This is a genomic window from Acidobacteriota bacterium, from assembly GCA_012729555.1.
Classification (GTDB): Bacteria; Acidobacteriota; UBA6911; order UBA6911; family UBA6911; genus UBA6911.
This window is the reverse complement of the sequence record JAAYCX010000010.1, coordinates 22,613-35,465: the sequence shown is the minus strand read 5'-3', so window position 1 is coordinate 35,465 and position 12,853 is coordinate 22,613. Positions and strand designations below refer to the sequence as shown.

13 protein-coding genes are annotated in these 12,853 nt (G+C 66.7%); 8 read left to right on the top strand and 5 right to left on the bottom strand.

Annotation, left to right across the window (positions count from 1 at the left end):
- Positions 1-12 precede the first annotated feature (12 nt).
- The 6 genes from GXY47_01430 (at position 13) to GXY47_01405 (ending at position 6,251) form a co-directional block, all read left to right on the top strand.
- Positions 13-474: a hydrogenase iron-sulfur subunit gene (locus GXY47_01430; protein ID NLV29789.1), complete on the top strand. Its 462-nt coding sequence runs from the start codon at positions 13-15 to the stop codon at positions 472-474.
- 59 nt (positions 475-533) lie between these two features.
- On the top strand, positions 534-1,205 hold the full coding sequence (locus GXY47_01425; protein NLV29788.1) for a hypothetical protein: 672 nt from the start codon (positions 534-536) through the stop codon (positions 1,203-1,205).
- Between the two features lie 36 nt (positions 1,206-1,241).
- Positions 1,242-2,162 carry a methylenetetrahydrofolate reductase gene (locus GXY47_01420; GenBank protein NLV29787.1) on the top strand — a complete coding sequence of 307 codons (921 nt, stop codon included), beginning with the start codon at positions 1,242-1,244 and terminating at the stop codon, positions 2,160-2,162.
- An 83-nt stretch (positions 2,163-2,245) separates the two neighbouring features.
- Entirely contained in the window at positions 2,246-2,611 is a 366-nt protein-coding gene (locus GXY47_01415; GenBank protein NLV29786.1) for a response regulator, read from the top strand.
- Entirely contained in the window at positions 2,608-4,374 is a 1,767-nt protein-coding gene (locus GXY47_01410) for an ABC transporter ATP-binding protein (protein ID NLV29785.1), read from the top strand. Before GXY47_01415 ends, GXY47_01410 begins: the two co-directional genes overlap by 4 nt.
- A complete protein-coding gene (locus GXY47_01405) occupies positions 4,371-6,251 on the top strand; it encodes an ABC transporter ATP-binding protein (protein ID NLV29784.1) in 1,881 nt (626 codons plus the stop codon). Before GXY47_01410 ends, GXY47_01405 begins: the two co-directional genes overlap by 4 nt.
- A 16-nt stretch (positions 6,252-6,267) precedes the next feature.
- Here the strand turns inward: GXY47_01405 and GXY47_01400 are convergent, their stop codons facing one another.
- On the bottom strand, positions 6,268-7,689 hold the full coding sequence (locus GXY47_01400; protein NLV29783.1) for an aldehyde dehydrogenase family protein: 1,422 nt from the start codon (positions 7,687-7,689) through the stop codon (positions 6,268-6,270).
- 138 nt (positions 7,690-7,827) lie between these two features.
- Between GXY47_01400 and GXY47_01395 the strand changes: the two genes are divergently transcribed.
- Positions 7,828-8,703 carry a LysR family transcriptional regulator gene (locus tag GXY47_01395; protein ID NLV29782.1) on the top strand — a complete coding sequence of 292 codons (876 nt, stop codon included), beginning with the start codon at positions 7,828-7,830 and terminating at the stop codon, positions 8,701-8,703.
- Positions 8,704-8,735: 32 nt separating this feature from the next.
- Here GXY47_01395 and GXY47_01390 read toward each other — a convergent pair whose 3' ends face one another.
- Entirely contained in the window at positions 8,736-9,278 is a 543-nt protein-coding gene (locus tag GXY47_01390; protein NLV29781.1) for a nuclear transport factor 2 family protein, read from the bottom strand.
- Between the two features lie 40 nt (positions 9,279-9,318).
- Positions 9,319-9,771, bottom strand: a complete 453-nt coding sequence (locus tag GXY47_01385; protein NLV29780.1) for a hypothetical protein — start codon at positions 9,769-9,771, stop codon at positions 9,319-9,321.
- 644 nt (positions 9,772-10,415) lie between these two features.
- Here GXY47_01385 and GXY47_01380 point away from each other — a divergent pair.
- The gene (locus tag GXY47_01380; protein ID NLV29779.1) at positions 10,416-10,949 is read left to right on the top strand and encodes a PEP-CTERM sorting domain-containing protein; all 534 of its coding nucleotides are present in this window, start codon (positions 10,416-10,418) and stop codon (positions 10,947-10,949) included.
- Positions 10,950-11,110: 161 nt separating this feature from the next.
- Here the strand turns inward: GXY47_01380 and GXY47_01375 are convergent, their stop codons facing one another.
- Positions 11,111-12,463, bottom strand: a complete 1,353-nt coding sequence (locus tag GXY47_01375) for a hypothetical protein (protein ID NLV29778.1) — start codon at positions 12,461-12,463, stop codon at positions 11,111-11,113.
- A gap of 9 nt (positions 12,464-12,472) precedes the next feature.
- Positions 12,473-12,787 carry a hypothetical protein gene (locus tag GXY47_01370; GenBank protein NLV29777.1) on the bottom strand — a complete coding sequence of 105 codons (315 nt, stop codon included), beginning with the start codon at positions 12,785-12,787 and terminating at the stop codon, positions 12,473-12,475.
- Positions 12,788-12,853 lie beyond the last annotated feature (66 nt).

Sequence of the window (12,853 nt, the reverse complement as noted above, 5' to 3'; positions counted from 1 at the left end):
AAGGAGATGCGAATGGAAGCGACAGCACAGCCGTCACAGGACAACACCGGGTTCGAGCCGGAGATCGTGGCCTTCTGCTGCGAATTTTGAGCGTACAGCGCCGCGGACCTGGCAGGTTCGATGAGACTCAGTTACCCGACGTTCATCAAGATCATCAAGGTGCCCTGCACGGGAAGGGTGGACGTGCTCACCCTCCTCAAGGCATTCGAGTCCGGCGTGGACGGGGCCTATGTCGCCGGCTGCATGGAGGGGGAATGCCACTTCCTCAAGGGCAACATCCGGGCCCGGAGAAGGGTGGAGTACGCCAAGACGCTGCTGGCGGAGGTGGGAATCGAGCCGGAGCGGCTGGAGATGTACAACCTGAGCGCCGCCCAGGGGCAGAGGTTCGCGGCCATCGCCAACGAAATGGCCGAGAAGATCCGCGGGCTCGGGCCCAGCCCCCTGAAGAAGGCGAAAGCCGCGTTCGTTGCCTAGAACCGATTCGAGAGTTCCCCCTGAATGCGGGAGCAGCCGGGGGCCATTAGGAGGTCGTCATGATAGTTGGGAACAGGAAGCCTTTTGAAGAAATCCTGGAAATGGTCAAGCCTTTCAAGAAGATACTGCTCCTGGGCTGCAGGGAGTGCATCACGGTCTGTGCGGCGGGGGGGGAGCGCGAAGTCGGGGTCCTGGCGTCCGAGCTGAAGATGGCCCGGGCCAAGGACGGCCAGGAGATCGAGGTCAAGGAATTCACGCTGGAGCGCCAGTGCGATTACGAGTACATCGACCAGATCAAGCCCTTCCTCGACGAGTACGAGGCGGTCGTTTCCATGGCCTGCGGCGCGGGGATCCAGTACACGGCCGAACGCTACCCCCAGAAAATCGTGCTCCCCGCCATCAACACCACCTTCCTGGGCGTGACCCTGGAGCAGGGGGTGTGGAGCGAGCGCTGCCAGGGGTGCGGGGAGTGCGTCCTGCACCTGACCGGCGGCGTCTGCCCGGTCGCCCGCTGCGCCAAGAGCCTGTTCAACGGCCCCTGCGGGGGCTCCTCGAACGGCAAGTGCGAGGTGAACAAGGACACCGACTGCGCCTGGCAGCTGATCGTGGACCGGCTGAAGACGCTGGGCCAGCTGGACCGGTACGAGGACATCATCCCGGCCAAGGACTGGAAGGTGTCCAGGGACGGCGGCCCGCGCACGCGGGTGCGCGAGGATTTGAGGTTGGGCTAGGGTTTACGATATCCAGAGGGAGGAGTGACGGCGGTGATGACACAATCGAATATTGAGCGTCTCCTGGAAAAGGGCGTATTTGTGGTGACGTCGGAGTGCGGGCCGCCCAAAGGGGCGGACGCGGAGGCGGTGCGGAAAAAGGGGAGCCTGCTCAAGGGAGTGGTCGACGCCGTAAACGTCACCGACAACCAGACCTCCGTCGTGAGGATGAGTTCCTTCGCCTCCTGCCTCATCCTCAAGGAGATGGGATTCGACCCGATCCTTCAGATGGTGTGCCGGGACCGCAACCGGATCGCCATCCAGAGCGACATCCTGGGGGCGGCGGCCCACGGGATCAACAACATCCTCTGCCTCTCGGGCGACCACCAGAGTTTCGGCGACCACCCCGGCGGCAAGAACGTCTTCGACATCGACTCCATGCAGCTGATCCAGACCGTGCGGACCATGCGGGACGAGGGGCGCCTGATCGGCGGCGAGGAAGTCAAGGGACGGCCCAACCTCTTCATCGGCGCGGCGGAGAACCCCTTCGCCGACCCCTTCGAGATCCGCGCGATGCGCCTGGGCAAGAAGGTGAAGGCCGGGTGCCAGTTTCTGCAGACCCAGTGCATCTACAACCTGGAAAAATTCGGCAAGTGGATGGAGATGGTGCGGGAACGGGGACTGCACGAGAAATGCGCGATCCTGGCCGGCGTCACCCCGCTCAAGTCGGCCGGCATGGCCCGGTACATGAAGACGTCGGTCCCGGGGATGGACGTGCCGGACGAGCTGATCGACCGGCTCAAGGGCGTTCCCAAGGAGAAGCAGGCGGAAGAGGGAGTCAAGATCTGCGTGGAGATGATCCAGCAGCTGAAGGAAGTCCCCGGGGTCCGCGGCGTGCACATCATGGCGATCGAATGGGAAGAGAAGGTGGCCGAAATCGCCAAGGCCGCGGGGCTGTCCCCCAGGCCGGAAGCCTAGTCCCCTTCCCGGGATCCCGACCGCGGACTTCTCCGGGGGGCGCCCCCCCGGGAATCCGCGGTTTTTCTTTTTACGGCTGCGCCATGACTCGAATTCTGGTGATCGACGACGACGCTCACATGCGCCTCGCCTGTCGGCGCGTGCTCACGCGGGCGGGGTGGGAGGTCGTGTGCGCCGAAACCGGGGACGAGGGAGTGGACCTCCTCAAAAGGGGGGACGCCGCCGTCGACGCCGTGCTCCTGGACCGGTTGATGCCGGGAAGGATGACGAGCCTCGAGGTCCTTGCACAGATCGGGGACCTGGCGCCCGGCCTCCCCGTGATCCTCATGACGGGGTCGGCCACAGAGGAAACCGCGGCCGAATTCGCCCGCGCCGGAGCGCGCGGCTGCCTGGCCAAGCCCTTCACCCCCGGGGAGCTGCGCGATATCCTGGGTCGGGTGCTGGAGTGACCGCCCTTCTGAGGCTTTTCCGCTTCCTCCGCGGGTCGGTGCGGGCGCTCGCCCTCTCCTTCGGGCTGCTGCTCGCCTCGACGGCGCTGGGACTGGTGCAGCCGCGGCTGATCGAGCTGGCCATCGACCGCGGGATCGAGGCCGGGAGCCTCCGGGCCATCCTCTGGAGCGCCGCCGGCATCGTCCTCGCCGCCGTGGTGGCCGCCGGGCTGAACCTCGCCTCGGGCTACGCCCTGATCCGCTCCTCGCAGCGGATGGGGTACACCATGCGCAACGCCCTCTACCGCAAGGTTATGGGGTTCTCCTTCGAAAACCTCGACCGCTGGCGCACGGGCGAACTCATGGTACGGCTCAACTCGGACGTGAACACCGTCCGGATGTTCGTGCGCATGGGGATGTTCATCATCGTCCAGTCCGTCATCATGGTCGCCGGGACCGTCGTGGCCATGTACCTGACCGACCCTGGACTGGCACGGGTGATGGCCCTGTTCATGGCCCTGATCCTGGTCCTCTTCTTCGGCGTCGCCAGCTTCATCCGCCCCCTGTTCATGCGCTCGCGCGTCGCCCTGGACGCGCTCAACAACACGCTGCAGGAAAACCTGGCCGGCGCCAAGCTGGTCCGCGCCTTCGCCCGGCAACGGGAGGAGATCGACAAGTTCGCCCGCCGCAACCGCGATCTCTTCAACATCAGCCTCGACGTGGGGTACAAGCTCTCCCTCTTCTTCCCCCTCTTCTTCCTGATCGCCCAGCTGGCCACCGTCGTCGTCCTCTGGTCGGGCGGGACCACCCTGATCTCCGATTTCCTCTCCGGCGCCGCGGGGAACCTGACGCTGGGAAAACTGATCGCCTTCAACAACTACGCCACCATGGCCATGTTCCCCCTGCTGATGCTCGGGATGGTGCTGAACTTCGTCAGCATGGCCATGGCTTCGGCCGTCCGGCTGGAGGCCCTGCTGGCCGAGAAGGCGGCCGTGGAGGAAAAACCGGCCCCCCTGCGCCTCCCCTCCCTCAAGGGGGAGATCCGGTTCGAGGGGGTCTCCTTCCGCTACGGCGAAGGGGAGCGGGCGCTCGATGACATCGACCTCGTCATCCGCCCGGGGGAGAAGCTGGGCGTCATCGGCGCCACCGGGTCGGGCAAATCGACCCTGGCGCACCTCGTCCTCCGCTTTTACGACCCCGAGCGGGGGAGCGTGCGGGTCGACGGGGTGGACGTGCGCGACCTCGCCTTCGACACCCTGCGCACCCGCATCGCCCTGGTGCTGCAGGAGACGGTGCTCTTCAGCGGAACGGTGCGCGACAACATCGCCTTCGCCGCCCCCGACGCCCCGCCCGCGGATCTCGAGAGCGCGGCGGCGGTCGCCTGCGCCGACGAGTTCATCGAAACCTCGCCGAACGGGTGGGACACGCCGGTAGGGGAACGGGGCTCCGGCCTTTCCGGGGGGCAGCGCCAGCGCGTGGCCATAGCCCGGGCCGTCGCCGCGCGGCCCGACGTCATCATCCTGGACGACGTCACCTCCTCGCTCGACGCCGCCACCGAGCGCCGCATCGTCGAAAACCTCTACCGGGAATTCCGGGGGCGCACGGCCGTCATCATCAGCCAGAAGGTGAACACGGTGCGGCACGCCGACAGGATCGCGGTGATGGAAGGGGGGCGCATCGCCGCCGTCGGGACCCACTCGGAGCTGCTCGAACTCCATCCCACCTACCGCACCATCTGCGAGACCCAGGCCGGCCTGGGTCCCGGCGGGAGGGCGCCCGCATGAGCCGACCGCCGGCATCCCCCGGGACGAGGCCGCACGCGCCCAGCCGCGGCGCCATGATGGGGCCTCCCCCGATCGAGGCGCCCAGGGACTACGCGAAGACGCTCCGGCGCCTCCTGCGCTATTTCGGGGGGTTCAAGGCGCTGATCGTCGCTGCGACAATCTTCATCGCCGCCGCCACCCTCTTCCGGACGCTCGTGCCGGCGCTGGTGGGGGAGGCGATCAAGGTGGACCTGGAGCTCGGAAAAAACCTCCCCGATTTCATCCACCGGATGAAGATCATCCTGGCCATCGTCATCGGCGCGTGGATCGCCGACGCGGTCTCGGGCATCCTCATGACCCGGCTGTCGAACCGGCTCGTCTACCGCCTGCGCGAGGACTCCTTCGCCCGGGTGCAGACCCTCTCCATGGAGTCGTTCGACCGGCGCGGGATCGGCGATTTCATCAGCCGGATGACCAACGACATCGAGATGGTCTACAACGCCATGAACAACGGGTTCGCCAACCTCGTCGGCGGCCTCCTGTCGATGGTGACGGTGCTCGGGGCCATGCTCCTGCTCAGCTGGCCCCTCTCGCTCGTCGTCATCGCCGTGGTCCCCGTCATGGCGGTGCTGACGGCCGTCGTGGGGAAGAAGATCCGCAACGCCTTCCGCAAAAACCAGGAGTGGGTCGGCCGCCTCACCTCGAGCATCGAGGAATCGGTCACGGGGGTCAAGGTCACCCAGACTTTCAGCCGCGAGGAGGCCGAATTCGCCAAATTCGAAAAGATCAACGACGCGAACCAGCGGGCCGGGGTCGAGGCGGAGCTCATCTCCTACTCGTTCATGCCCCTGATGAACGTGATGACGTCTCTCACCCTCGGGCTGATCGTGGGGGTCGGGGGATACCTGGCCATGCGGGCCGCGGGGGCGCCGGACGCCGGCGGCGTTCCGGGTGGCGTGTCGATCGGCCTCCTGACGGCCTTCATCCTCTACTCCCAGCGCTTCTTCGAGCCGCTGCGGCAGATCACCCAGGTCTACAACATGCTGCAGTCGGCCCTGGCCGGCGCCGAGCGCCTCTTCGAGCTGATGGACACCCGCCCGGAGGTGGTCGAAAAACCGGACGCGCTCCCCATGGCCGACCCCGCCGGCACGGTCGAGTTCTCGGGCGTCTCGTTCGCCTACGAAGAGGGGAGGCCGGTGCTCGAACGGATCAGCTTCGGCACCCGGCCGGGCCAGGTGGTGGCCGTCGTCGGCCCCACCGGTGCGGGAAAGACCACCCTGGTGAACCTCCTCGGCCGCTTCTACGACGTCCGCGCCGGGAGCATCACCATCGACGGCACCGACATCCGCGACCTCCGCATCGACGATCTGCGCCGGTGCATGGGGGTGGTGCTTCAGGAGTCCTTCTTCTTCGCCACCACCATCCGTGAAAACCTCCTCTACGCCCGCCCCGGAGCCACCGAGGAGGAGATGGTGTCGGCCGCCCGCACCGCCAACGCCCACTACTTCATCTCGCGCCTCCCCCACGGATACGACACCCCCCTCTCCGAGCGGGGGGCCAACCTCTCCCAGGGGGAGCGCCAGCTCCTGGGGATCGCCCGCGCCATCCTGGCCGCCCCCCGCATCCTCATCCTGGACGAGGCGACCTCGAGCGTCGACAGCCTGACCGAGGCCCGCATCCAGGAGGGGCTGATCCGCCTGATGAAGGGGCGCACCAGCTTCATCATCGCCCACCGCCTCTCCACCATCCGCAACGCCGACCTGGTCCTCGTGCTCCACAACCGCCGCATCGTGGAATCGGGCACCCACGACGAGCTGATGCGGAAGCCCGACGGCTTCTACGCCCGGCTGTACGGCCTGCAGGGCCGGATGCCCGAGGTCCTCGAATCGGACCTGTAGGCGGCCCCTGGCCCCCTCACTGGTTGACGACGACGATCTTTTCCTCGGACATCTCCCGGACGGCGTACTTCCCCCCCTCCCTGCCGAAACCGCTCTGTTTCATCCCGCCGTAGGGCATGTTGCCCACCTTGTAATAGGCGGTGTCGTTGAGGATCACCCCCCCGCACTCGATTTTGCGGGCCGCCTCGAGCGCCAGGTGGATGTCCCGGGTGAAGACGCCCGCCTGCAGGCCGTACTTGGAGTCGTTGACCATGCGCACGGCCTCGCCGAAATCGTCATAAGCCCGCACGGCGAGCACCGGTCCGAAGACCTCTTCGTGCCACACCTTCATCCGCGGCTCGCACCCCACCAGAATCGTGGGCAGGTAAAAGCGTTCTCCCAGCGGGCTCCCGCCCGTGACGATCGTGGCGCCCTGCACGGCCGCCTCCCGGACCCAGGCATCGACGCGCCGGACCTCACCCGCGTCGATCATCGGCCCGAGCGTGGTCGCGGGGTCCATCGGATCGCCGGGGACCAGCGACTCCGCCGCCGACTTCGCCTCGGCGATGAACCGCTCGTACGCGTCCCGGTGCACCAGGACCCGCTGCACCGAGATGCAGACCTGGCCGGCGTTGTAGAACCCGCGCGCGGCGCAGGCGGAGGCCGCCCGGGGGATGTCGGCGTCGCGGTGAACGATCACGGCCGCGTTGCTCCCCAGTTCCATGGCACAGCGCCTGAGGCCGACGGTCTGGGTGATGTGCCGCCCTACCTCGGCGCTCCCGGTGAGGCTGTAGAAGTTGATGTCGGGGTTCTCGAGCAGCCACTGCCCCGCCCGGGAGCCCGGGCCTAGCACCAGCTGGATGTGTTCGGGCGGCAGCCCCGCTTCGAGCAGGAGTTCCACCAGCCGGCAGCCGCTCAGCGGCGTCTGCTGGGTTGGTTTCAGGATGACGACGTTGCCCGCGGCGATCGCCGGGCCGACCTTGGAGGCCGACAGGCTCAGCGGGTAGTTGAACGGGGTGATGGCGCACACGATCCCCACCGGGACCCTGAGCGTGAAGGCCATCCGGTTCTCCGACCCCGGGTTGGCCTCGACCGGCACCATTTCGCCCGCGATCCGCTTGGCCTCCTCGGCGAGGATCTCCATGTTGGCCGCCACCCCGGCCACCTCCCCCGACGCCTCGCCGATCGGTTTGCCCACCTCCCGCACCAGCGTTTCGGCCAGCTCCCCGGCATCCCTCCTGATCAGTCCGGCGAGCCGATGCAAGATCTCGTAACGCCGGTAGGGCGTCAGCCTCGTCTCGCCGAAAGACCTCCGGGCCGAACGCACGGCTTCATCCACCTGTTCGCGCGAGGCCTGGGCTATTGTGGCAAACGGCCGGCCGGTATATTTTTCAAGGACTTCGAACCGTTCCGGGCCTTCCACCCACCGGCCGCCGATATGCATCCTGTAGTGTTTCATCGCTCGATCCCTCCGGCTTTTCCTATTTCCTTTACGAACCTTTGTGCCGGCGGAAAAGATAACCCCGTGAGCCATTGACGCCAAATATTGTTTTGATATACATACATAGCTATCATCTATGGATGTGGAGATAAAACATTGGATTACCGCCAGATGGAATACTTCCAGAGGGCGGCGCGGCTGCGCAACATCACGCGGGCCGCGCGGGAACTGAACGTGTCCCAGCCCTCTGTCACAGTGGCCGTTCACCGGCTGGAGGAGGAACTCGGCGTCCCCCTCCTCGACCGGAGCCAGAAGCAGATCGCGCTGACCCCGGAAGGACAGGTCTTCCTGGAGCGCACCGACGACATCCTCGGCCGCCTGCGGGACCTGGCCGCGGAGATGAAGGATTTCCGCTTCGCGCGCAAGGGGAGGATCCGCATCGGCATCACCCCCGTCATCGGCGCCTATTTCTTCCCCGCGCTCCTCGCCCGCTTCCGGAAAGTCCACCCCCGGGTGGAGGCGGACGTCATCGAGGAAGGATCCCTGTCACTCAGCGAAAAGCTCTCAGGCGGGGACCTGGATCTGGCCATGATGGTCACTTCCAGGATCTCCTCGCATTTCGACACGGCCCCCGTGGCCAAGGGGCAGCTGCTGGCCTGCTTCTCGCGCCGCAACCCCCTCGCAAGGTTCCGGGCCCTCCCCTTCTCCCGGCTGCGCGACCAGCCCTTCATCATGTTCCACGAAGACACCTACAGCCGGCGCCTGGTCATGGACGAGTGCGCCCGGAATCGCTTCGTCCCCCGCGTGGTGTTCTCCTCGAGCCAGATCGAAACGATCATGGGGATGGTCAGCCGGGGAGTTGGCGTCTCCTTCATGCTCGACACCATCGTCGCCCGATACCCCGGAGTGGTGGGCCGGCCGCTGACCAGGCCGCTGCTCATCGAGGCGGGCCTCGCCTGGAACCGCGACCGCTACCTGTCCAGATCGGCCCGGCTGCTCGTGGACCTGTTTTTGGAGGATATGGGGGGTTGACCGGCCCCTTGCCGCGCGGGGCGGAGCTTCCGTCAGTCGCCGCCGCGCCCGGGCGGCACCCGCTTCCCCTGGTCGAGCAGGGCGTGGTGGGTGCGCGAGCCGAAGCGCCAGCCGGCCGGGGTGCGGACGTAAACGTCCTCGTAGTAGCCGTCGTGTTCGATCCGGTTCGGGTCCCCGCCGAGCCCGATCATCAGCATGTCGACCTTTCCCCTCGCCCCCGCGCCGTCGGCCGTGATCGTGTGGTTGACGTAGAGGTGGTGCACCCCCTCGTCGATCCAGGGGACGTCGCGGCACCCGCGCGCCCCGCCGCCGGAGACCTCGGCCAGCTGCTCCCTTCCCTGGAACCTGGGCCCGGAGACGCCCCCGAGCGAAGGCTCGAAATACCCGTCTTCCGCAAAGAGGTCGGCATAGTCGTACCCGTTGCCCGAGCAGGTGTCGATCGCGCGGGCATACCTGGCCACCAGCTGCTGGATCTCGAAGTAGTCGAGGGCCGTGAGCCCGCCGGGCTCCCGCTGCCGGCAGGACGCCGCACTCACGAGGACGAAAAACGCCGCAACCACCGTTCCGATCTTCATCACGCCTCCCCGGGGCAGGAATGCTTTCTTCCGGACCGCATCAGCCGCGCAGCGCCTTTATCGCTTCCCCGGGATCGAGGTAGCGATGGTGGAAGATGCGGATGCGCTTGAATTTCCCCTTCGCGTCCAGGTCGTAGAGCACCATCTGGTTCATGACGATGACGTCCCCCTTGTTCCACTGGGCGCCCGGGGCGCCGGCCGGGGGCTTGCGGAGGACGTGGAACTCCGTGACGAGTTCGACGCAGAACTGCCGCCCCCTGGAGAGAAACGCCCCCACGTGCAGCACCTCCCGGATGTTGGCCGTGAGCGCCTCGTAGTTGGCGATGAACTCCTTCGGGCCGCGCAGCGTGTTGCCCGTCAGGCCGGGGATCTGCTTCCCCATGAAGTTGTCGGGGTAGGACAGGGTGGCGTCGCGACGGAAGTAGCCCGCTACCTTGTCGAACCTGCGATGGTTGAAATGATCGACATATTTCATGAATTCCCTGCGGTTCATGGCGCACAGCCTCCTTCGGAGCGGGTGTCCTCCCGCCCCCTTCTGCCCTGCTGTTTCCTCTGGTGCCGGAAAACCACGGTTCGTATGCCCCGATTCTAGGTTTCCGCGCCCGGAAACGCAACCCCTTCCGGTCCCGGCCCGCAAACTCCCTTTTGTCATCCCATTTACTAATTCGTACAGAATTCGGGGTGTAAAGCCGCCCGACAGCGCGCACGCGGGGGCGCAAAGGGGAGCTCGCCGCCCGGACCCGTTCGCATACGCCTAACGTGTTGATATTTTTCAGGTTTAACAATCAACCCCCGCCGCCGCCCGCTACGGGTTCTTTAGTCCTTTACCTCCAGGCCCGCCCGGCAACGGTCCCGGGCACGAAGGGTGTAAATATTTTTGACATAACCGGCGCCGTCCAGCCTGTTCCTTCGCAGGGGCCCCTCCCTCACACCAGCCACATGTCTTTATTCTACAGTACAATGAGCCTCTCCCGGCCTCATAGGGGCTCATTTGGCACGTTTATTGCTTTATGGGCTCCTGGAGGTATGGAAATGCAAAATCGAATGCTCATGTTCGCAGCGCTTCTTTTCGCCATCTGCCTGTTCCCGCTGGCCGGCAATGCGGTTACCGTAGGCTGCAATGTTACTGATATGACCTTGAACGGATCCGATGCGGATGCGTGCGCTTTCGTTGACGGGAACACCACCGTCCCGGGCGGCGCCTGGGCGGTCAACACCATTCCTCTGTGGGAGGGGGGCTGGGTCGAGGAATTGAAGGTGGAAGGGAGCGACTCTTCCGACAGCGTAACCCTCGAGGGGATGCAGTTCACCCTGTCCGCCTCGCCGATTGGTGGCAATGAGGGCATCTGGTCTCTGGAGGCCGTCGATCTCAACGGATCGGTTCCGATGAACCTCGGCGATTTCGTCGATCTCATCGGGGTGCTCAAGGGCGGCAACATGTTCACCGCCTACTTTTTCGACGATGAGCTGATCCAGGCGACCGGCACGGGAACGTGGGAGATCACCTTCGTGAACAACGGGGGCCAGTTCCCCGGCCTATCCCATTTCTCCCTCTATCTCCGCCCGGATGACCAGGTCGGGTATACCCCGGTCCCCGAGCCCTCCTCCCTGCTGCTGATCGGGAGCGGCATTCTGGGGCTCGGCGTCCTGGGCCGCAGAATGAAGCGGTAGCCTTTCGTCCAAGCAGCAAAGATCCACCAAGGTGCGGCGCCCGCCGCACCTTTTTTGTTTTGGGGACAGTCACCACTGTCCCCATTGTACGGTCCCGGTTGCGATATTCGCCGCCGTCCAGTCAGGGGATGCGGGAGGGGGACAGTGGTGACTGTCCCCCTTCAAACCGCTCGAGGACCGAAGACGGCCGAGAGGGCGCGCTGCCAGCGGGTGCGGGGCACCGTGCCGGCCACGGTCCCGGTCTGGCCGTTGACGGCCACGGGGCAGCCGCGCCCGCCGTAACCATAACTCGCGAGCCAGAAGGGGAGGAGAACCAGTCGGTAGGAATCGACCGACATGCCGAGGCTGTTCATGGTGAAGTCGCGAAAGCTCCGGCCCGCCAGTGTCGTCTTCCGCTCGTACTCCTCGGCCCGCTCGAGCGCGCGCCGGCGCGCCTCGATCGAGGCGGCGGCCAGGGGCAGCCGGCCGATCTCCGTGGCGCAGCCGGCGAGGTGGTCGGCCGCGTAGGGAATCAGGGCGCCGGTGTCGAAGTCGGCGTATGCACCCGCGAGCGGGTCCGGGATCGCCGTTCCGGCGGGAACGAGGAGGTCGTCCTGGTAGAGAAGGTGCACCCCGGTCTCGGGCACCCACTCCCTCCGCTTGCCGTGCCCGCGGGCCACCAGCGCCCGCCACCCGGTCGTGCCCCCCAGGTCGAAGGTCCAGAAGGGGAGGAAAAAGGGGCGCGGCTCGACCGCCCCGGCGCGCCCGGGCAGGTCGGCCGGGCGGAAGCGCTCCTCCTCCATCCAGAGGCGGATGCGGCGCCTGGCTTCGGCGGCGTCGATCGCAAAGGGGATCAGGCTGTCGGGCTGGATGAGCCCTTCGTCCGATCCCCGGATCACGTGGGTCGAACGGCAGAAGGGGCACGCGCCCCCGGCGATCCCGGGGGGGAGGACGAAGCTTCCGCCGCACCCCTCGCAGCGCAGGGTCCGTTCGGTCGGGAGTTCCCAGCGCCGCGCCCGGGCCGTCGGGAGCGCCGCCGCGAAATCGTGCTCCCCGACCGGGTCGCTGCCCGGAGGGGAGGTCCCCTCGAGCGGCTGGCCGCACCAGGCACAGGCGGAGGTTCCCGACAGGACCGTGAGCCTGGCGCCGCATTTCGGGCACGCAAGCCGGCGGATGTCGCCCGGGGCCGGCGCGCTCTCCGGCAAGACCGGCGCGACCGGCCGGTCGGGGTCTACGATGTCCGCGGGGTCGAGCCGGCCGTCAAGGATAGCAAGCTCCCGCCGCGCTTCGGGATTTCCGGGATCGAGCGCCAGCGCGCTCTCCAGGCACCGCCGCCGCCGGGCCGGTTCTTCTTCCATACGGCCGAGGCCGATCCAGGCCCGGGCCTTCCGCCGCGGCCCGGCGTCGTCGGCGCCGATCACCCGCTCGAAACCACGGCGCGCCTCCGCATCCCGCCCGCCTTCCCCGCCCGTCCCCGTTCCCGGCAGCTTCCCGCTGGTCATGCCCCCATTGTAATCGATGATGGGGACAGTCACCACTGTCCCCTACGGCTGATCGATGATGATGGCGGGGCAGTTGGCGTCGAGGTAGACGCGCCCCTCGGCGAACACCGCGCAGGCGTAGGGGTAGGTCCCCGCAACCGCGTCCCGGCGCACGGCGCGGCTGGCCTGATTTCCCGCTTCCGACTGGGCGTCGCAGGTCTCGAGCGGCGAGACGCCGAAGAACTGGACGGCGAACGGGCCCTCTGCGCAGTTCCAGGAAACGCTCCCGCCGGGATGCGCGCGGTATTTTGACGGCGTGAACACGATGAGGCCGCCCGATACGCTGATGCTGATACCCTCCGTATTCCTTTTTCCCATTGTGTTTTCCTCCTTGTGGCGGGCGCCCGCCGGTCAGCGCCCGCTGTTTTCGGCCATCATGCCGCG

Coding starts and splice junctions, on each gene's coding strand:
- GXY47_01425 (NLV29788.1), top strand. CDS start 534: ATGATAGTTGGGAACAGGAAGCCTTTTGAAGAAATCCTGGAAATGGTC.
- GXY47_01420 (NLV29787.1), top strand. CDS start 1,242: ATGACACAATCGAATATTGAGCGTCTCCTGGAAAAGGGCGTATTTGTG.
- GXY47_01415 (NLV29786.1), top strand. CDS start 2,246: ATGACTCGAATTCTGGTGATCGACGACGACGCTCACATGCGCCTCGCC.
- GXY47_01405 (NLV29784.1), top strand. CDS start 4,371: ATGAGCCGACCGCCGGCATCCCCCGGGACGAGGCCGCACGCGCCCAGC.
- GXY47_01400 (NLV29783.1), bottom strand. CDS start 7,689: ATGAAACACTACAGGATGCATATCGGCGGCCGGTGGGTGGAAGGCCCG.
- GXY47_01390 (NLV29781.1), bottom strand. CDS start 9,278: ATGAAGATCGGAACGGTGGTTGCGGCGTTTTTCGTCCTCGTGAGTGCG.
- GXY47_01385 (NLV29780.1), bottom strand. CDS start 9,771: ATGAACCGCAGGGAATTCATGAAATATGTCGATCATTTCAACCATCGC.
- GXY47_01370 (NLV29777.1), bottom strand. CDS start 12,787: ATGGGAAAAAGGAATACGGAGGGTATCAGCATCAGCGTATCGGGCGGC.